Genomic DNA, 17232 nt, shown 5'->3' with positions numbered 1-17232 from the left:
CCGGGGGTGCCCCCCGGGCGGTTGGGCGGGCGCTCTGGGCCCCCCCCCCGACCGAGTGGCGCGCCAACGCCCGCACAAACGGACGGAACGGACGGGGGGGGGGTCAGGCGGCGAGGGAGAAGACGGCGGCGGCGGGGGAGGCCGCGTGCGCGCGCAGGTCGTCGGCGACGGCCGCGGTCAGCTCGACGAGCGTCACCTCGAGCGCGCCGGCCACCGCGGCGATCATCTCGCTCGAGGGCTCCTTCAGGCCGCGCTCGATCTCGGAGAGGTACTGCGGCGAGACCCCGGCCCGCTCGGCGGTGTCGGAGAGGCGCTCGCCGCGGTCGTGTCGCAGGCGGCGCAGCTGCTCGCCGAGCGCGTCCCGCCACAGGGGCTCGGGCTCGCGGGGCGAGCGGGGCGAGGACTGCGCGGGATTCGTCGGCAGCGGGATGATCTCGGCCATGCCGTCACGATAGAACGCGGATGCCGCGCGCGGCGCTCCGTTCCGCTCAGAGCAGAACGGCCGCCCGGCAGAGCAGAACGGCCGCCCGGAGAACCGGACGGCCGTTCGAAAGGGTCGATCGACCCGGCGCGAGGCTAGTTCGAGCCGCGGACGATCGCGATGATGCGCAGGATCTCGATGTAGAGCCAGACGACGGTCACCATGATGCCGAAGCCGCCGATCCAGCCGTACTGACGGGGAGCGCCGTTGCGCACACCCTGCTGGATCGAGTCGAAGTCGAGCACGAGCGAGTACGCGGCCATGATCACGACGAGGACACCGATGATGAGGCCCAGCGGGATGCCCGCGATCTGCTCGCCGAGCAGACCCCAGGGGTTGTTGTTGACGCCGGTCCACATCAGCACGAGGTTGAGCAGCGAGAAGACCAGGTAGCCGACCATGGCGATCATGAAGACCTTCGTGGCCTTCTTCGACGCGCGGATCTTGCCGCTCGCGAAGAGGGCGAGGGTCACGCCGACGACCGACAGGGTGCCGAGCGTCGCCTGCAGGACGATGCCCTCCCAGATCATCTCGAAGTAGGCCGAGATGCCGCCCACGAACAGGCCCTCGAAGGCCGCATAGGCGAAGATCAGCGCCGGGCGGATCTTCTTGCGCGAGGTGAAGATCACGACGAGCGAGAGGACGAATCCGCCGATCATGCCGATGATCCACGGCATCAGCGTGGGCTGGCCGGTCTCGGCGACGGGCGACATCGTCCAGACCCAGCCGCCGACGGCGGTCACCAGCAGGACGGCGAAGAGGCCGACCGTCTTCCAGATCGTGTCCTCGACCGTCATGCGGTCGGTCTCGACGGCGCCGGCCGACGGGGCGGCGTACATGCCCTCGAGCTGCGCCTGGGCCGCGGCATCCACTCCGGCGTGCTGCGCCGACGCGGTCTGCGTCTGCGCTGCCGGCGGCTGCAGTCCGGGGCGGCCGGGGTAGCTCCGGGCGGCCTTCGAATCCTGGAAGGCCGGGTTGTTGAACGCGGGGTTGTCGAGGGCCACTGCTCTCACACTCCAAGTCACGGGTTGCACAGCACGGTGCTGTAGATCAACGATATCCGACGCCGCGCGAGCGGGGCAGTCTCGGCGCTGTGAGACGGCTATGAGCGGATGCCGCGGCCCGGCCGGGCACGGGGGCCCGGGTAGCCTGGAGCGATGCCGCGCCGGACTCCGCTCGTGATCGGACACCGCGGCGCCCCCGGCTACCGGCCGGAGCACTCGCGCTCGTCCTACGACCTCGCCCTCGAGCTCGGCGTGGACGGCGTCGAGCCCGACATCGTCGTCTCGTCCGACGGCGTGCTCGTCGTGCGGCACGAGAACGAGATCTCGGGCACCACGGACGTCGCCGACCGGATCGAGTTCGCGGGCCGCCGCACGACCAAGACCGTCGACGGCGCCGAGCTCACCGGGTGGTTCGCCGAGGACTTCACGTGGGACGAGCTCTCGACCCTCCGCTGCCGCGAGCGGCTGCCGAAGGTGCGGCCGTCGAGCGCGACCTTCGATGACCAGCAGCCCGTCCTCCGGCTGCGGGAGGTGCTCGACCTCGTCCGTGAGGCCTCGCTTGCGCAGGGCCGTGAGATCGGCGTCGTGCTCGAGATCAAGCACGCGACCTACTTCGCCTCGATCGGCTGGGACATCGCCGCGCTCGTCGACGCCGAGCTGCGGGAGGCCGGCTGGGCCGGCGGCGAGCTTCCGCTCACGATCGAGGCGTTCGAGTCGACCGTGCTCTTCCGGCTGCAGGAGCGCGGCATCCGGGCGTCGTACATCTACCTCCTCGAAGCCGCCGGCCGTCCCTTCGACCTCGCGTCGCAGCACGGCAAGGCTGCTCTGACCTACCGGCAGACCGCCGCGCCGGCCGGCCTGGACGGCCTCGTCGGGCGCGTCGACGGCATCAGCGTCGACAAGCGGATGATCCTCGCTCCCGACAAGCTCGGGCGGCTCGGCACCTCGACGGTGGTCGCCGACGCGCACGAGCGCGGGCTGCGCGTGTTCACCTGGACGTGCCGCCCCGAGAACGCCTTCCTCATCGGGCAGTTCCGCGGCCGCGGCGGACCGTCGGCGTTCGGCGGCTGGGAGTCGGAGTGGGCGGTGATCCGGGATGCCGCGATCGACGGCGTCTTCGTCGATCACCCGGATCTCGGCGTGGCGTTCTTCCGCTCCTGACGGGTCGCCGGGGCCGGATATGAGATGGTGAGTCCCATGACCTCCCCCGGCATCGTCGTCCAAGGCGTGCGGCGGGCGTTCGGTGAGATCCAGGCGGTCCGGAACGTGACGCTGCAGGCGCACGCCGGGCGCGTCACGGGTCTCGTCGGCCCCAACGGCTCCGGCAAGACGACCCTCCTCCTCATGCTCGCCTCGCTCCTCGCGCCCGATGCGGGCTCGATCCGGATCGAGGGCGTCGATCCCGTCGCCGAGCCGCACGTCGCACGCGGACTGATCGGCTGGATGCCCGACGCCCTCGGCGCGTGGGGCTCGCTGACCTCGCGTGAGACGCTCGTCGTGACGGGGCAGCTGTACGGGATGCCGAAGCCCGTCGCCGCCGCGCGTGCGGAGGTGCTGCTCGCCGAAGTGGGGCTCGTGCCGCTCGCCGACTCGGCGGCCAAGGTGCTCTCGCGCGGGCAGAAGCAGCGGCTCGGTCTCGCCCGGGCGCTCGTGCACGAGCCGCGCGTGCTGCTGCTGGACGAGCCGGCGTCGGGCCTGGACCCGCAGGCGCGCATCGATCTGAGGGTGCTCCTGCGCCGCCTCGCCGCCGAGGGGCGCACGATCCTGGTGTCGAGCCACATCCTCAGCGAGCTGGAGGAGGTCGTCGACGACGCGGTCTTCCTCCTCGAGGGCGAGACCGTCGACACACGGCGGGTCGAGGCGGCGGCGCGGCGTGCGCGTCCGTGGCGCGTGCGGATCGCGGGTGCCGAGGCATCCGTCGCCGCCGAACGGGTGGCCGCGACGCTGGGAGTTGCCGTCACCACCGACCGGCGCGACGTGATCGTGGCGTTCGACTCCGACGAAGCCGCGGCGGCCGCGCTGCGCTCGCTCGTCTCGGCCGACCTTGCGGTGGCCGAGTTCGCGGCGGCGCAGGGGAGCCTCGAGCACACGTTCCTCGACCTCGGCAAGGGCGTGCCGCCCGCATCCCCGCCCGGGACGATGTCGCCGACCGATTTGCCGGACGCACCCGTTACCCGACCCGACGCCGACGAGGAGGCCACGTCGTGAACGCACAGCGACTCGGAACCATCGTCCGCCTCGAACTGACGCAGCGCACGCGCAGCGTCGCCTGGTACGTGCTGCTCGGCGTGTTCGGCGTGCTCCTCCTGATCGTCACGGCGCTGTCGTTCCTCGCCTACAGCTGGGCGGCCGACCCGCAGGGCTCGGCGATCTACTCCACGATCGTCTACATCACGCTGCTGCTCATCGTGCTCGTCTCGCCGACGCTGAGCGGCAACTCGATCAACGGCGATCGCGACGCCGCCACCCTCGCACCTGTGCAGGTCACCCTCGCGACGACGGCCGAGATCCTCATCGGCAAGTTCCTCGCTGCGTGGGTCACGGGCCTCGCCTTCGTCGTGGTCGCGATTCCGTTCCTCGTGATCGCGACACTGTCGGGAGGGGCGGATGCCGCGACCATCGCGGTCTCGCTCCTCGTGCTGGTGGTCGAGGTGGGCGTCATCGCCGCGATCGGCGTCGCACTCAGCGGCATCATCGCCCGGCCGCTGTTCTCGGTCGCGACGACCTACCTCGTCGTCGCGGCGCTGGTGGTGGGCACCCTGATCGCGTTCGGTCTCGTCGGCGCGACGATGCGCACCGAGCAGACCTACAACAGTCGCTCGATCGACTGGGAGTCCTACCAGGACGGCGAGTTCCCCTGCATGCCGGGCGAGACGCCGAGTGAGGACTACCCGTGCGTGCAGGATCCGACGCCCGAATGCGGCGAGTGGACCACGTACACCAACGAGGTCGCGCGATTCGACCGGGTGTGGTGGATCCTCGCGGCGAACCCGTTCGTGATCCTGGCCGATGCGACGCCGACCACCTTCGACCGGAACGGGTATCCCTCCGACCTGTTCGGCCAGATCAAGTTCGGGATCCGGGCGGCACAGCAGGCGCCCCCGGCCGAGGTGACGTGGGACGAGTGCAGTCCGGACTACGGCGACGATCAGCCGAGTCCCGAGGAGGTCATCGCGCAGTCCACGCCGAGCTGGTTCGTGGGCCTCGGCCTGCAGATCCTCCTCGCCGCGGGTCTCCTGTGGTGGGCATGGTCGCGAACGAACACTCCCGCCCGCCGCCTGCCCCCGGGAACGCGCATCGCCTGATCCTCCGCTCAAATGCAACCCCAGGGTTGCTATTGCTCTCGCGACGTGCAATCCTGGCGTTGCAGATGAGGTGCAATACAGAGGTTGCACATCTGCGGAGAGAGGAACGATCATTGTGAGCATGACAGTCAACCCGTCCTCGGTCGTCGATGACTCCGCCTTCGCCGTGCGGCGCACGATCCGCATCGCGGCCCCGGTGGAGAAGGTCTGGCAGGCGGTCACCGAGCCGGCGCACATTTCCAAGTGGTTCGGGCGGGCGGCCTTCGCCGGCACGCACGCGGGCGCCGTCGGAACCCTGAGCTGGCCCGACCGCGACCCCATCCCCGTGCGCATCGAGGCGATCGAGGCGCCGCGGCTCGTGTCGTACCGGTGGGGCAACGACGATGCGAGTGGTGTGGTGCCGGACACCCTCGACGACGCCCGATCGACGGTCTTCACCTTCACACTCGTCGAGGTCGAGGGCGGCACCGAGCTGACCGTCGTCGAGACGGGGTTCGAGAACACCTCCGACCCGGCGGCCAACCTCGCGGACCACCGCGACGGCTGGAACGGCGAGCTCGACAAGCTCGTCGCCCTGCTCGAGAGCGGCTCGTGACGACGGAGGCGCTGGTTCCGGTGTTCGCCGCGCTCGGAGACGAGACCCGGTGGAGCATCCTGGCGGCCCTCGGCGTGGGCGACGCTTCGGCGTCCGCCCTCGCCGGGCGGCTCCCGGTCACACGCCAGGCGATCGCGAAGCATCTCGCCGTGCTGCAGGAGGTCGGGCTCGTCGAGCCCGTGCGCGTGGGTCGCGAGGTGCGCTATCGCATCGTCGGCTCGCAGCTGAGCGCGACCGCGCGCCGGCTGGACGCCGTCGGCGTCGAGTGGGACCGCCGCCTGGCGGCGATCAAGGAGATCGCCGAAGGCCTCTGAGCGGCCGGGGGACCGGCATCCGGGCGGTAGCGTTCTCGCGTGAAGGTGACGCGGATCCGCATCCACCCGGTGAAGTCGCTGGCCGGGTATGACGTCGCCGCTGCGTCCGTCGAGCCGTGGGGGCTCGCCGGCGATCGCCGCTGGGCTGTCGTCGATGCGGACGGCGAGCCCATCACCGCGCGGGAGGCAGGCGCTCTGCTCGGCCTCACAGCCGTGACCGGCCACGACGGCGCGCTGACGCTGGAGGATCGCGAAGGCGATTCGCTCCGGATCCCGGAGCCGAGGGCTGCCGCCCCCGTCGCCGTCGGCCACTCCCGGCAGGGCACGGCTCTCCCCGCCGGTGACGAGGCCGACGCGTGGCTGACCGAGCGGCTCAGCCGCACCGCTCGGCTGATCTGGCAGCCCGACCCGCGGGTGCGCAGCGTGAACCCCGCACACGGCGGGCTTCCGGGGGACCGAGTCTCGCTCGCCGACGTCGGGCCGCTGCTCCTGGCGAGCGAGTCCTCGATGGCGCAGCTCAATCGCTGGACCGACGCGGAGACGCCGGAGCTCGACATCCTGCGCTTCCGGCCCAACGTGATCGTCGACGGCGACGCCGCCGCACCCTTCGCCGAGGACGCGTGGTCCGCGGTGACGCTCGGCGACGTGCGCTTCCGGGTGAGCGGGGTGTGCGACCGGTGCGTCATGACGACGATCGACCCGGTCACCCTCGTGCGCGGCAAAGAGCCGATCCGCACCCTCGCGAAGCACCGGAAGTGGAACGGCAAGACGTGGTTCGGCGTGTGGCTCGTCCCCGATCTCACGGCATCGCCCGAGCGCGCCGTCGTCCGGGTCGGCGACGGGGTCGTTCCCGGCTGAGCGCGGATCGCGGCCTGCGCCGCAGCATCCGCTCTGTCAACCCCCTGCGTGCCCGCTACGCCCGTTCCTAGCGTGGTTCCATGAGTCAACTCACCGGAAAGCGGGTCGCCTTCGTCGCGACCGATGGATTCGAAGACAGTGAGCTCACCTCTCCCTGGCGGGCGGTGACGGATGCCGGAGCCGAGGCCGTCATGGTCGCTCCGAAGTCCGGCTCGATCACCGGCAAGAACGGGCACGTGCAGGCCGTCGACGCGGTCAGCGCCGACGTCGACGCGGGAGCCTTCCACGCGCTCGTGCTGCCCGGCGGAGTCGTGAACGCCGATCACCTGCGGATGGACGCGCCCGCCGTGGCCTTCGCGCGCTCGTTCTTCGCCGAGGGCAAGCCGGTGGGCGTGATCTGCCATGGCGCGTGGACCCTCGTCGAGGCCGAGGTCCTCGAGGGCCGCACGCTCACGAGCTACCCGAGCCTGCGGACGGATCTTCGCAACGCGGGCGCGCTGTGGGTCGACGAGGAAGTCGTCGTCGACGAGGGTCTCGTCTCGAGCCGCACCCCGGACGACCTTCCGGCCTTCAACGCCAAGGTCGTCGAGGAGATCGCCGAGGGCCGTCACGCGGAGCAGACGGTCTGAGGCGCGAAGAAAAGGAGAGCATGATGTCCGACGCGACGCGGGATGACAGCATCCCACCCGCACCCGACGGTCAGGTCGGTGCGCAGCCGATCCGCGACCGCGACAGCTCGATCGAACCCGATCCCGCGCAGGACCCCGCACAGGCCGAGTGGGACCGCACGACCCTGCTGGACCAAGGGGTTCCGCCCGAGGAGCTCGACCCCGCGACCGCCACCGGAGATGATCCAGGTCAGCTGCCGGACGATCTCGACGAGATCCCGCGGGCCGACCTGCCCGGCGTCGAGGAGCAGCCCGAAACGCAGATGCTGGACCCCACCGTGGCGGAACTGGGCGAGGACGGGCAGGGCGACCTGGCGCCGGAAGACCTCTGAGCGGCCGGCGATCGCGTCGCCCCAGGCCATGCGCTGACCGCGACACGCCGGAAATCACGCGTCGTGTCGTGCACGGGTCGTGCATTCCGGCGCATATACGGTGTTGCTCGAGGCTTCCCCAGGGCCTCACCTGCCAGCCCCCCGGCTCGCCCGACTTTTCAGCGCGACGGATCTGGTGGGGGAAGCGGCCCGGATCACCCCCTGATTTCCCGGGCCGCTTCACCATTTCTCCGAGGAGAGGACCACGACGGTGAAGCTGCTGCTGACCTCTGGCGGAGTCACGAACGCCTCGATCCGCGAAGCGCTCGTGGGCCTGCTCGGCAAGCCGATCGAAGACAGCAGCGCGCTGTTCATCCCGACGGCGCAGTGGGGGCACCCCTGGTGCGGTCCCGAATCGGTGCGCCGGGCGGTGATGGGAGCGGCGATCGGCGACCCGGGCCTCGTCGACCTCGGCTGGAGATCGCTCGGCGTGCTCGAGCTCACCGCGCTCCCCAGCCTCTCAGAGGAGCGCTGGACGCCGTGGGTGCGCGAGGCTGACGCACTTCTCGTCGACGGCGGCGAGGCGATGTATCTCGCGCACTGGCTGCGCGAGTCCGGGCTGGCGGATCTGTTCCCGTCGCTCGAGGACACGGTGTGGGTCGGTCTCAGCGCCGGCAGCATGGTGATGACGCCCCGGATCGGGGAGCAGTTCCGCGGCTGGCGGCCCGGCGACCCGGATGAGCCGCTCGGGCTGGTGGACTTCTCGATCTTCCCGCACCTCGACTATCCGGGCTGGGAGTCGAACACGCTCGAGCGCGCGCGGCAATGGGCCACCGGCATCCCGGGACCCTCCTACGCGATCGACGATCAGACCGCGATCGTCGTGACGGACGGCGCGGTCGACGTCGTCTCCGAAGGTCAGTGGGAGATCCTGACCCCGCGGTGATCGCTGCCGGCGTGGTCGTCGAGGGCGGCGGTCGCGGCACGGCGCCCTTCGGCGATGAGGCGCCGGACGTCCCGCATCGACCACTGCGCCATCCGCTCCATCTCGGGCTGCACCAGCACCACGGACGGATCGGCGATGAGCTCCGAGAGCTTCGTCGTGCTGCGCATCATGCGCACGTTCTCCCATTTGGCGTGCAGGTGAACCACGATCACGCGCTCGGCGCCCAGCTTGCGAGCGGCGAAGTGGGGAACGTTGTCGACCATCCCGCCGTCGGCGAGAAGCCGTCCGCCGAGGCGCACCGGCGGCAGCAGGCCCGGGACGGCGATCGTGGCGCGAAGAGCGGCGCTCAGCGGCCCGTGGTCGATGACGACGGCTTGGCGAGTGCGCAGGTCGGTCGCGACCGCGCCGAACCGTCGCGGCAGGTCTTCGATGCGAGGGTCCTCGCCGTGCAGTCGCCGCACGGCCTCCGCGACGACCCGCGTGTCCAGCAGGCCCCATCGCGGCTGGAAGCTCCACGCTGCGATCCGGCTCCACCGGAACCGCCGGGCGATCGCCTCGATCGCCGCGCCGTCGAGTCCCGCGGCATAGGCCGAGCCCACGAGTGCGCCCGAACTCGTGCCGGTGACGATTCCCGGGCGGATGCCCCGTTCCTCGAGCACCTGCAGCACGCCGACGTGGGCAGCGCCGAACGCGCCGCCGCCGCTCAGGGTGAGGCCCAGGCGCGGGTCGTCGGCGTGTGCGGATCGATCGAGGGGCACGATCGTGAACGTACCACTCCTCTCTCGGTCCTGTGAGGGCGGCGCCTGACTCTGTCAAGAGCGTTGTCCCCGCTTCCCGGGTTCGCGATGATGGACGACGTCGATCGTGTGCTCCGACGGAGGCAGGAGCCCGATCTCGGAGGCTGGCATGGGCAAATTCATCTACGACGGCACGGTGAAGGTGGACTTCGACGACCGCACGCTCGCACACCTTCAGGTGGTGATCGGCACGAAGCTGCGGCGAGGCGAGCCGTTCTACTTCACGTGGAAGGACGACACGAGCATCGGCGATGGCCGCACGACGGTCTGGGTCCACCCGCGCTGCTCGCTGGTGTACAAGTACTACGGCAGCCGGAAGCCGCGCGTGAACATCGCGTGGATCGACGCCCTGGTCTACGCGGCGAACTCGCCGTCAGGGCTCTATCTGGTTCCGGAACCGGCGGAAGCAGCGGGAACGGAGACCCACGATGAAGCGCATTGACATCATCTACGGCGGGGAGCACTACAGTGTCGGCGGACGGGAGCCCGCCGAACTGCTCTCCGAGATCGAGGTCGGCGTGTCGCGCGGGACCGCATGGCTGTCGGTGAACGACGGCGAGGGCGCGCCGCGTCAGGCGTTCCTCCTGCTCACGCCGGGGACGCCGATCGCCATCGTCCCGATACCTGACGAGGTCGACGTCGAGCCGCCGGCGAAGGATGCCGAGCGCCTGTCGCCGGAGGACTGACGCGACGTCAGTCCTCCCACTTCCATCGCCCGTTCCCCGAAGGCGCTTCGGATTCGATGGATGCCTCGGGGCGCAGCCGTCGAGTCATCGCGCGCAGGCGCTCGACGACCTCCGGAGCGTCGGGCTCCTCGAGATCGGTCTCGATGTTCTTCGACACGATCTGACTCGCCGGCCCGACGAGGAACTCAGCGGTCGTGAGCCTGCCCCCGGGCTCGACGATCGGGAGCTCGATGGTCGCCGCCTCCTGACTCTCGGCGAGCGCCTCGCTGTAGCGGAGGAGCGCCACCGCCACGGCATCGCTCGTCATGAATTCGCTGCCGGCATAGATCAGCATCTTCATGGGTTCTTTCTAGCGCGCTCGTGCGGAGATCGTCTGGGGCTTGCGCGCGCGAACCGCCGTCGCTAGCTTGCGCGTCGCGATCGTTCGTCGCCGCTTGTTCGTCGCAGACTGGGATCTGTCCCACTCCCACGCGCATTTGGCAAGGGGGGTGGTCGCATCGCGTGATCGCACCTAGCCTGGTCGCACTGCCCAGGACCCGGCAGCGAACGTCCGCGGTTCCCAGGAGAGCGAATGAAGACCCTGATCACGCCGGTCGGCTCGTATCTGACCGGCGACGCCATCGCCGATGCCGTGCTGGACTACTGGCTGGCGCTCGTCCACGAGGGCCGCGCCGATGTCATCGAAGTTCCCATCCTGTCGGTGGACGGTGAGCCGTCGCACGTGACGATCACGGTCGGGTGGATGACCCCGCTCGCCGCGGTCGACACCCTCTATCGCCCGGAGTTCCTCGACGACCCGGCGGTGGAGAGCATGGCGACTCTGAAGGATGCGCTCGTTCCCGGAGGAGAGGGCCTCCTGAACGCCGACGACCTCCCAGAGGCCGCACCCGGCGCCTGGTACATGATCCCGACCCAGTCCTGAGGTCGGCGCGGCTTGGACCGCGGCTTCAGGACGCCTCGTCGTCGTGCTGCTCCCGGATGCGCCGGCCCTCCGAGATGTCCTTGCGCTCGCGCTCAGCAGCCTTGTCGCTGCGACGGGTGTCGCGGGCCGGGAGCTGAATCTCCTCCTCCGCGGCGATCCCCGCCTGCAGCTGCCGTCCGCGCTCGAGCTCGGCGTCGAACTCGGCGCCGAAGAGGAGCGCGAGATTCGCGATCCACAGCCAGAGCAGGAAGACGATGATGCCGGCGAGCGAGCCGTAGGTGCGGTCGTAGTTCGAGAAGTTCGCGACGTACAGCGCGAAGGCGGTGGTCGCCAGGGCGAGCACCAGGATCGCCAGCAGCGCACCCAGGCTGATCCACCGGAACTTGGGCTGCTTGGCGTTGGGAGTCGCGTAGTAGAGGATCGCGACGATCAGCACCACGACGAAGGCGAGCACCGGCCACTTCGCGATGTCCCAGACGGTTCGGACCGTTTCCCCGAGTCCGAGCGCCGCGCCGATCGCGTCGGTGACCGGGCCGCTGACGACAAGCAGCACCAGGGCCGAGGTGACCAGGATCACCGTGACCACCGTCACCAGGAGCTGCATCGGCCGCAGCTTCCAGAACGGCCGGCCCTCCTCGATCTCGTAGATGCGGTTCATCGCCCGCCCGAAGGCGCCGACGTAGCCTGAGGCCGACCAGAGGGCGAGCAGGATGCCGGCGACCAGCGCGAATCCGGCGGCGGGAGACGAGGCGAGCTGCTCGATCGGCCCGCGCAGGGCCTCGGCGGTGTCGCCGGGCGCGACCGACTCGACGACGCCGAGCACGGTGTCGGCGGCTTCGTCTCCCTGGCCGAGGATGCCGAGAAGCGAGAACACGGCCACGAGACCGGGGAAGAACGACATGACGCCGAAGTAGGTCAGAGCAGCGGCGAGATCCGTGCACTGGTCGTCGGAGAACTCCCGCACGGTCTTCGCGGCGATGTATCGCCACGACCTCTTCTCGATCTCGGCGGGGGTGTCTGGCTTGTCCCCGCGCTCGGCGTCAGGTGCGTCGGCCTGGGTCGTCCGACGATCGGTCGCCTCTGATGTCATCGTGCCTCCTCGACGATGCTGCTCTGCGGCATCCACCCATCAGCCCTTCAGGCCGCCTGCGCTGATGCCGTGGATGATCTGCTTCTGAGCGAAGAAGAAGATGAGGATCATCGGGATCGTGGCGATGACGCTCGCCGTGACGATGATCTCCCAGTGCCACTCGCCGCCGAAGCCGAACGCGTCGACGAGCGACTTCAGCCCGCGAGGGACGGTGAAGGTGGCCGAGTCCCGCAGGTAGATGAGTGCACGCATGAGGTCCGTCCACACCGCCTGCACCTCGAAGACGAACGTCACCGCCAGTGCCGGGCGGCTCAGCGGGACCGCGATGCGCCAGAACACCGCCCATTGCGAGGCTCCGTCCACGCGGGCGGCGTCGAAGAGATCCCGGGGGAGCCCGAGCATGAACTGGCGCAGGAGGAAGACGTAGAACGCGCTGGCGAACATGTTCTGCGCCCACAGCGGCACGAGGGTTCCGACGAATCCGAGCGAGTTCCAGATCAGGAACGTCGGGATCATCGTGACCGCGCCGGGCAGCATCATGCTGGCGAGCACCAGCCCGAACAGGACGTTGCGTCCCCGGAATCGGTAGTACGCGAAGCCCCACGCCACCATGGCGCTCGAGAGCGTCACCGTCACCGCGGCCAGCACCGTCACCAGGACCGTGTTCCACAGCCACAGCGCGAGTGGGGCCTCCTGCCACACCGTCACGTAGTTGTCCCACGTGAAGGTGTCGGGGATCAGCTTGTTGTCGAAGACCTCGCCCCGCGGCTTGAAGGACGCGCTGATCAGCCAGATGAAGGGGTAGACGAAGACGACGCCGATGAGCGACAGCGCGACGATGGAGAGGATCCGGACGCCCCGGCGGGATCCCGGGGTGCGCCCGCGCCGGTTCGCCCTGCGATCGGCGCGCTGGACGGGATCCACACGTGCGGTCGACATCGCCGCGTCGTTGGGGCGGTCGCCTGTCGGCGGGGTTCCTTCGATCCTCGGCGGCAGCACACGGCTCATCGGCGGTCCTCGCCTTCGTAGTAGACCAGCCGTCTCGAGACGACCAGCTGCACGACCGTCACGGCCATGATCAGGGCGAACAGCACCCACGCCATCGCGGAGGCGTAGCCCATGTGCAGGAACTGGAACGCCTGCTGGAAGAGATAGATCACGTAGAACAGCGCGGCGTCGTTGCTGTAAGTCGTGTTGCCGGCGCCGAAGAACGCGGTATAGGCCTCATCGAACGTCTGCAGCCCGGCGATCGTGTTGACGACGATCACGAAGAAGAGGGCCGGGCTGATCATCGGCAGGGTCACCGACCACGACTGCCGCCAGAATCCGGCGCCGTCCAGTCGTGCAGACTCGTACAGCTCCCCGGGCACAGCCTGCAGCGCCGCGAGCAGGATGATCACGGATGCCCCCACCGTCCACAGGCTCATGATGATGAGGCCCGGCTTGACCCACGACGGATCCGTCGTCCAGGACGGCCCGTCGATCCCGAACCAGCCCAGCACCGTGTTGAACAGGCCGTTCTGACCGTTGAACAGCAGCAGGAACAGGATGCCGACGGCGACCGGCGGGGTCATCTTCGGCAGGAAGAACACGGTGCGGAAGAACCCCGAGCTGCGGCCTGCCCGGTCGAGCAGGAGCGCGAGCAGAAGCGATACCACGACGTACAGAGGAACCTGTATCGCGGTGAAGAAGAGGGTGTTGCCGAGGGCGAGCGCGATCTTGGGATCGGCGAAGAGCTCGGCATAGTTGTCGAGACCGACGAACTCGGGATCGTTGATCACGTCGTAGTCGGTGAGCGACAGGTAGACGCTGTAGATGAGCGGCCACGCGGTGAAGACCAGGAACCCGATGATCCAGGGGCTCAGGAAGAGGAGCGCCGAACCGACGTAGCGCCGGCGGGCGCGCCGGCGCCCGCGCGTGCGTGCCGGGTCGACGTGCGTCGGCGTCGTCGCCGTGGCCACGTCAGCCGTCCTCCTCCAGTTCGGCCCATCCGGCGTCGAGGGCCTCCTGCGCGGCGGTCTGGGCTGCGGCGAGCGCCTCCTCAGGCGCCGCCTCGCCGTTGAGCACCGAGTTCACCGCGTCGAACATCGCCGCCTTGAACTCCGCGTCGGCCGGGTTGGCCGGCAGGGCGAACGTGCTGTCGTTGGCCTCGTACATCTTGGCGACGGCGGTGTCCCACGGCTCGCCGCCGGACGTCGTCATGTCGCGGATCATGTCGTCGGCCGTGGCGTTGCCCGTGAGGATTCCGGTGAACGGCTTGCCCTCGGCATCCCGCGCCTCGATGCGCGCCTCCGCCGCGGCCTGCCAGGCGTCCGTGGAGGTCATCGCCCGCGCGAAGCGGCACGCCGCCTCGGGGTTGGCGCTGCCCGATGGAATCGCCCAGGCCGAGCCGGACGCGTACGCGACAGGTTCGCCCGAGCGCGCGCGCACCGTGTCGAACTCCATCGGGGCGTCGGGTGACACGTCGTTCAGAACGTTGACGTACCACTGCTCCATCGGCATGGCGCCGAGGACGCCCGTCGCGAACTGGTTGCCCTCGCCGAAGAAGTCCGCCGAGTCGCGGTACGCCTTGACGGCGCTGAATCCGCCCTGGGCGTCGTAGATCGACACGGCCCAGGTCAACGCCTCCACGACCGCAGGGTCATCGAGCTGGGCGGTGCGGCCGTCCTCGGAGATGAGATCCGCGCCGTTCGCCTTGGCCCACAGAGGCAGGAATTCGGGCAGCTTGCTGTCCACGCCGATCACCTCGAGGTCGCCCCCCGACTCGACGAAGAGCGCTTCGGCGGCAGCCGACATCGCCTCCCAGTCCGATCCGTTGACATCGTCGATCGCGAGTCCCGCTGCCGAGAGCAGCTCGGCGTTGGCCATGGTCAGCTGCACGGTGTTGAACTCCGGGATGCCGTAGACGACGCCGTCGAGGGTCACCTGCTCGATCGCCGCGGGGACGAACTCGTCGACCGGGATGCCCTCGCCTTCGATGCAGTCGTCGAGCGCGACCACGGCGCCGCGTGCGGCGAGGGATCCGATCTGGTCGCGGGACGCGTAGACGATGTCCGGCGGCGAGCCGGTCGCGACGGCCGAGAGGAACTGCTGGAGGTCGAGGTCACCTTCGGCGAGGGCGACGTCGACGTCTCCCAGCTGCTCTTCGGCGAACTCGACGCGTGTCGTGGCGACCTCGTCCACGCCGGAGAATCCCATCACCGCCAGCTCGCCGCTCAGCTCGGCGCCGGAGTCGTACGTGGCATCCGAATCGCCGGCGCCGCCGGTGCCGACCGCGCAGGCGGAGAGTGCGAAGCCGACGGCCGCGGTGCCGCACACGACGGCAAGGGTCCGGGTCGAAGTGCGCATGACCTACCTCCTCCACCCAGGGGGTCGAAGTGGGTGGTGGCGAGAAAATATGACGAGGTGCGGCGGCTCTCTGAGGGCCTTGACTCTTCTTCTGCGACGGCGTAATGCGCCTGGCGTGCGGGGTGGGGCATGCTGGTCGGGTGTTCGAGGGATTCACGATCGACGACATCGACGTCGGCCCCGCTCACGTCCACGTGCGCCACGCGGGGGAGGGACCTGCCGTGCTGCTCCTGCACGGTCATCCCCGCACCGGGTCCACGTGGCATGCCGTCGCGCCGGCGCTCGTCGACGCCGGCTTCACGGTCGTCGTGCCGGACCTTCGGGGCTACGGGAAGTCCCATGGCCCCGCACCGACCGCAGATCACAGCGCACATTCGAAGCGAGCCGTTGCCGGCGACATGGTCCGCGTCATGGATGCGCTGTGCCATGACCGATTCGCAGTGGTCGGCCACGATCGCGGGAGCTACGTCGGATTCCGCCTCGCGCTCGACCACGAGGAGCGTGTCGAGCGAGCGGTTCTGATGGACTGCATCCCCATCAGCGAGCACCTGCATCGCGCCGATGCCCGGTTCGCGACGGCGTGGTGGCACTGGTTCTTCTACGCCCAGCCCGAGGTGCCCGAACGCGTCATCAACGCCGACCCGGACGGCTGGTACGCCGGCGATGCACGCACGATGGGGGCCGAGAACCACGCGGAGTGGCGCGAGGCGATGCGCAACCCCGACGTCGTGCGCGCGATGCTCGAGGACTACCGCGCGGGGCTCACCGTCGACCGGCAGCACGAAGAGCAGGATCGAGCGAACGGACGACGGCTCAGGATGCCCGTCCTGGTGCTGTGGTCGCTGCGCGACGACCTCGAGGATCTGTACGGCGACCCCGTGGCGATCTGGCGGGACTGGGCCGATACCGTCAGCGGGCACGGGATCGATTCAGGACATCACGTCGCCGAGGAGGCGCCCGACGCGCTGGTCGCGTCGCTCATCCCGTTCCTGCGCCGCGAGCCGTAGCGCCGTGTCGCAGCCCGTCAAACGTGGACGCGACGGCGGGAGTCGAACCCGCAACGCACTCGGATATGAGCCGGTGCCCGGGACCGCCCGGATCGCCGCGATGAGGTAACGCTAGACCCGTTCGGGCTCGGGGTGATGGATCGTTAACCGGGGTTTCGCTGTGAGTCCGGATGTGCCCTCCGCGCGTCAGCCCCACTCCGCGGGAAGCGCGCGGAGGTGCTCGACCACGAAGGCGTGATCGTCGGCCTGGGGGAGCCCCGAGACCCCGACAGTGCCAACGACGCCGACACCCTCGATCGTGATCGGGAACACACCGCCGTGCGCGGCATAGAGCACCGGGTCGAGCCGGGCGTCGCCGTCGAAGTCCTTACCGACGGCGCGGAACGACAGCCCGACCCCGTAGGACGAGCGTCCATACCGGCGGGCGACGCGCGTCTTCCGCTCGAGCCAGCCGTCGTTGTCGGCGCTCGAGCCGGGGAGTGCCGTGTGGAAGACGCGGGCCTCCCCGAGCGTGATGCCGATCACGATCGGCAGGCGAGCGGATGCCGCGGCCTCGCGCATCCGGGAACCCAGGGTCCAGGCATCCGACAGATCGAATCGGGGGAGGACCAGCTCGGCCTCCTCGCGCTCGACGCGGGCAAGGGTGTCGCGGGCCGCTTCGCTCATGCGATGACCGTATCGCGGGGCTGCGGCTATGCCGAACGGCGGCGGCTCGCGCCGAGGCCCGCGATCGTCGCGCCGGCGACCACGAGACCGACGGCCGCCATCAGGAGCAGCCCCGGCCAAGCGCCACCCGAGGCGGCGAGCTCGTCTTCGGGCGCCTCGCCGGCGACCTCGCCCGGCGGGGTCTCATCGACGGGCGGCACCGACGGCGACGGCGCCACGACCGGCGCGACGACC

General features: G+C 69.9%; 23 protein-coding genes and 1 tRNA gene. 13 read left to right on the top strand and 11 right to left on the bottom strand.

The genetic code is table 11. From position 1 onward, the window contains the following. Positions 1-103 precede the first annotated feature (103 nt). Positions 104-442 (bottom strand): helix-turn-helix domain-containing protein, encoded by a 339-nt coding sequence (locus tag ACE3O1_RS08650; RefSeq protein WP_374314506.1) that lies wholly within the window; start codon positions 440-442, stop codon positions 104-106. A 134-nt stretch (positions 443-576) separates the two neighbouring features. After that, entirely contained in the window at positions 577-1485 is a 909-nt protein-coding gene (locus ACE3O1_RS08645; protein WP_374314508.1) for a Bax inhibitor-1/YccA family protein, read from the bottom strand. Between the two features lie 153 nt (positions 1486-1638). Here ACE3O1_RS08645 and ACE3O1_RS08640 point away from each other — a divergent pair, with 153 nt between their 5' ends. From ACE3O1_RS08640 to ACE3O1_RS08600, 9 genes are all read left to right on the top strand, one after another. After that, positions 1639-2646 (top strand): glycerophosphodiester phosphodiesterase family protein, encoded by a 1008-nt coding sequence (locus ACE3O1_RS08640; protein WP_374314504.1) that lies wholly within the window; start codon positions 1639-1641, stop codon positions 2644-2646. 36 nt (positions 2647-2682) lie between these two features. Next, the gene (locus ACE3O1_RS08635) at positions 2683-3693 is read left to right on the top strand and encodes an ABC transporter ATP-binding protein (RefSeq protein ID WP_374314502.1); all 1011 of its coding nucleotides are present in this window, start codon (positions 2683-2685) and stop codon (positions 3691-3693) included. Continuing rightward, entirely contained in the window at positions 3690-4790 is a 1101-nt protein-coding gene (locus ACE3O1_RS08630) for an ABC transporter permease (protein WP_374314499.1), read from the top strand. Before ACE3O1_RS08635 ends, ACE3O1_RS08630 begins: the two co-directional genes overlap by 4 nt. 121 nt (positions 4791-4911) lie before the next feature. Then, a complete protein-coding gene (locus tag ACE3O1_RS08625) occupies positions 4912-5385 on the top strand; it encodes an SRPBCC domain-containing protein (protein WP_374314497.1) in 474 nt (157 codons plus the stop codon). Beyond that, positions 5382-5699, top strand: a complete 318-nt coding sequence (locus ACE3O1_RS08620; protein WP_374314494.1) for an ArsR/SmtB family transcription factor — start codon at positions 5382-5384, stop codon at positions 5697-5699. The genes ACE3O1_RS08625 and ACE3O1_RS08620 overlap by 4 nt, the downstream gene beginning before the upstream one ends. Before the next feature lie 39 nt (positions 5700-5738). Continuing rightward, positions 5739-6557: an MOSC domain-containing protein gene (locus ACE3O1_RS08615; RefSeq protein WP_374314492.1), complete on the top strand. Its 819-nt coding sequence runs from the start codon at positions 5739-5741 to the stop codon at positions 6555-6557. Positions 6558-6637: 80 nt separating this feature from the next. Continuing rightward, complete coding sequence (locus ACE3O1_RS08610) at positions 6638-7186, top strand: type 1 glutamine amidotransferase domain-containing protein (protein WP_374314490.1); 549 nt, start codon at positions 6638-6640, stop codon at positions 7184-7186. 23 nt (positions 7187-7209) lie between these two features. Next, entirely contained in the window at positions 7210-7557 is a 348-nt protein-coding gene (locus ACE3O1_RS08605; RefSeq protein ID WP_374314488.1) for a sugar ABC transporter ATPase, read from the top strand. 250 nt (positions 7558-7807) lie between these two features. Next, the gene (locus tag ACE3O1_RS08600) at positions 7808-8482 is read left to right on the top strand and encodes a Type 1 glutamine amidotransferase-like domain-containing protein (RefSeq protein WP_374314486.1); all 675 of its coding nucleotides are present in this window, start codon (positions 7808-7810) and stop codon (positions 8480-8482) included. Here ACE3O1_RS08600 and ACE3O1_RS08595 read toward each other — a convergent pair. After that, entirely contained in the window at positions 8455-9240 is a 786-nt protein-coding gene (locus ACE3O1_RS08595) for a patatin-like phospholipase family protein (RefSeq protein WP_374314484.1), read from the bottom strand. The two genes, ACE3O1_RS08600 and ACE3O1_RS08595, sit on opposite strands and share 28 nt — an antisense overlap. A gap of 148 nt (positions 9241-9388) precedes the next feature. On the opposite strand from ACE3O1_RS08595, the gene ACE3O1_RS08590 reads away from it, so the two are divergent. Together ACE3O1_RS08590 and ACE3O1_RS08585 are read left to right on the top strand one after the other, a co-directional pair. Next, on the top strand, positions 9389-9721 hold the full coding sequence (locus tag ACE3O1_RS08590; protein ID WP_374314482.1) for an ATP-dependent DNA ligase: 333 nt from the start codon (positions 9389-9391) through the stop codon (positions 9719-9721). After that, positions 9708-9965 (top strand): hypothetical protein, encoded by a 258-nt coding sequence (locus tag ACE3O1_RS08585; RefSeq protein ID WP_374314480.1) that lies wholly within the window; start codon positions 9708-9710, stop codon positions 9963-9965. Before ACE3O1_RS08590 ends, ACE3O1_RS08585 begins: the two co-directional genes overlap by 14 nt. 7 nt (positions 9966-9972) lie before the next feature. Here ACE3O1_RS08585 and ACE3O1_RS08580 read toward each other — a convergent pair whose 3' ends face one another. Next, entirely contained in the window at positions 9973-10305 is a 333-nt protein-coding gene (locus ACE3O1_RS08580) for a hypothetical protein (RefSeq protein ID WP_374314478.1), read from the bottom strand. A gap of 231 nt (positions 10306-10536) precedes the next feature. On the opposite strand from ACE3O1_RS08580, the gene ACE3O1_RS08575 reads away from it, so the two are divergent. After that, on the top strand, positions 10537-10887 hold the full coding sequence (locus ACE3O1_RS08575) for a hypothetical protein (RefSeq protein WP_374314476.1): 351 nt from the start codon (positions 10537-10539) through the stop codon (positions 10885-10887). Between the two features lie 25 nt (positions 10888-10912). On the opposite strand, the gene ACE3O1_RS08570 is transcribed toward ACE3O1_RS08575, so the two are convergent. The 4 genes from ACE3O1_RS08570 to ACE3O1_RS08555 are packed head-to-tail and all read right to left on the bottom strand — an operon-like array spanning position 10913 to position 15325. Next, positions 10913-11977, bottom strand: coding sequence for a YihY/virulence factor BrkB family protein (locus ACE3O1_RS08570; RefSeq protein ID WP_374314474.1), 1065 nt, complete (start codon positions 11975-11977; stop codon positions 10913-10915). 39 nt (positions 11978-12016) lie between these two features. Continuing rightward, the gene (locus ACE3O1_RS08565; RefSeq protein WP_374314472.1) at positions 12017-12985 is read right to left on the bottom strand and encodes a carbohydrate ABC transporter permease; all 969 of its coding nucleotides are present in this window, start codon (positions 12983-12985) and stop codon (positions 12017-12019) included. Then, entirely contained in the window at positions 12982-13938 is a 957-nt protein-coding gene (locus tag ACE3O1_RS08560) for a carbohydrate ABC transporter permease (protein WP_374314470.1), read from the bottom strand. The genes ACE3O1_RS08565 and ACE3O1_RS08560 overlap by 4 nt, the downstream gene beginning before the upstream one ends. A 1-nt stretch (position 13939) precedes the next feature. Beyond that, positions 13940-15325, bottom strand: coding sequence for an ABC transporter substrate-binding protein (locus ACE3O1_RS08555; RefSeq protein WP_374314468.1), 1386 nt, complete (start codon positions 15323-15325; stop codon positions 13940-13942). A gap of 140 nt (positions 15326-15465) precedes the next feature. Here ACE3O1_RS08555 and ACE3O1_RS08550 point away from each other — a divergent pair, with 140 nt between their 5' ends. After that, positions 15466-16332, top strand: coding sequence for an alpha/beta fold hydrolase (locus tag ACE3O1_RS08550; RefSeq protein ID WP_374314466.1), 867 nt, complete (start codon positions 15466-15468; stop codon positions 16330-16332). A 24-nt stretch (positions 16333-16356) separates the two neighbouring features. On the opposite strand, the gene ACE3O1_RS08545 is transcribed toward ACE3O1_RS08550, so the two are convergent. From ACE3O1_RS08545 to ACE3O1_RS08535, 3 genes are all read right to left on the bottom strand, one after another. Further along, a tRNA-Met gene (locus tag ACE3O1_RS08545) sits at positions 16357-16432 on the bottom strand. An 86-nt stretch (positions 16433-16518) separates the two neighbouring features. After that, the gene (locus tag ACE3O1_RS08540) at positions 16519-16998 is read right to left on the bottom strand and encodes a heme-degrading domain-containing protein (protein ID WP_374314464.1); all 480 of its coding nucleotides are present in this window, start codon (positions 16996-16998) and stop codon (positions 16519-16521) included. A 26-nt stretch (positions 16999-17024) separates the two neighbouring features. Next, positions 17025-17232: hypothetical protein (locus ACE3O1_RS08535; protein ID WP_374314462.1), on the bottom strand; the 208-nt coding region annotated here is incomplete at its 5' end.

This window comes from Microbacterium sp. (assembly GCF_041909575.1).
GTDB lineage: Bacteria > Actinomycetota > Actinomycetes > Actinomycetales > Microbacteriaceae > Microbacterium.
The sequence above is the reverse complement of the archived record's forward strand: the minus strand, read 5'-3'. Positions and strand labels throughout refer to the sequence as shown.

Bases quoted from the DNA above. Each gene is read 5' to 3' on its own strand.
- ACE3O1_RS08650 (WP_374314506.1), bottom strand. From the start codon at position 442: ATGGCCGAGATCATCCCGCTGCCGACGAATCCCGCGCAGTCCTCGCCC.
- ACE3O1_RS08640 (WP_374314504.1), top strand. From the start codon at position 1,639: ATGCCGCGCCGGACTCCGCTCGTGATCGGACACCGCGGCGCCCCCGGC.
- ACE3O1_RS08635 (WP_374314502.1), top strand. From the start codon at position 2,683: ATGACCTCCCCCGGCATCGTCGTCCAAGGCGTGCGGCGGGCGTTCGGT.
- ACE3O1_RS08625 (WP_374314497.1), top strand. From the start codon at position 4,912: ATGACAGTCAACCCGTCCTCGGTCGTCGATGACTCCGCCTTCGCCGTG.
- ACE3O1_RS08610 (WP_374314490.1), top strand. From the start codon at position 6,638: ATGAGTCAACTCACCGGAAAGCGGGTCGCCTTCGTCGCGACCGATGGA.
- ACE3O1_RS08605 (WP_374314488.1), top strand. From the start codon at position 7,210: ATGTCCGACGCGACGCGGGATGACAGCATCCCACCCGCACCCGACGGT.
- ACE3O1_RS08590 (WP_374314482.1), top strand. From the start codon at position 9,389: ATGGGCAAATTCATCTACGACGGCACGGTGAAGGTGGACTTCGACGAC.
- ACE3O1_RS08585 (WP_374314480.1), top strand. From the start codon at position 9,708: ATGAAGCGCATTGACATCATCTACGGCGGGGAGCACTACAGTGTCGGC.
- ACE3O1_RS08580 (WP_374314478.1), bottom strand. From the start codon at position 10,305: ATGAAGATGCTGATCTATGCCGGCAGCGAATTCATGACGAGCGATGCC.
- ACE3O1_RS08575 (WP_374314476.1), top strand. From the start codon at position 10,537: ATGAAGACCCTGATCACGCCGGTCGGCTCGTATCTGACCGGCGACGCC.
- ACE3O1_RS08570 (WP_374314474.1), bottom strand. From the start codon at position 11,977: ATGACATCAGAGGCGACCGATCGTCGGACGACCCAGGCCGACGCACCT.
- ACE3O1_RS08565 (WP_374314472.1), bottom strand. From the start codon at position 12,985: ATGAGCCGTGTGCTGCCGCCGAGGATCGAAGGAACCCCGCCGACAGGC.
- ACE3O1_RS08555 (WP_374314468.1), bottom strand. From the start codon at position 15,325: ATGCGCACTTCGACCCGGACCCTTGCCGTCGTGTGCGGCACCGCGGCC.
- ACE3O1_RS08540 (WP_374314464.1), bottom strand. From the start codon at position 16,998: ATGAGCGAAGCGGCCCGCGACACCCTTGCCCGCGTCGAGCGCGAGGAG.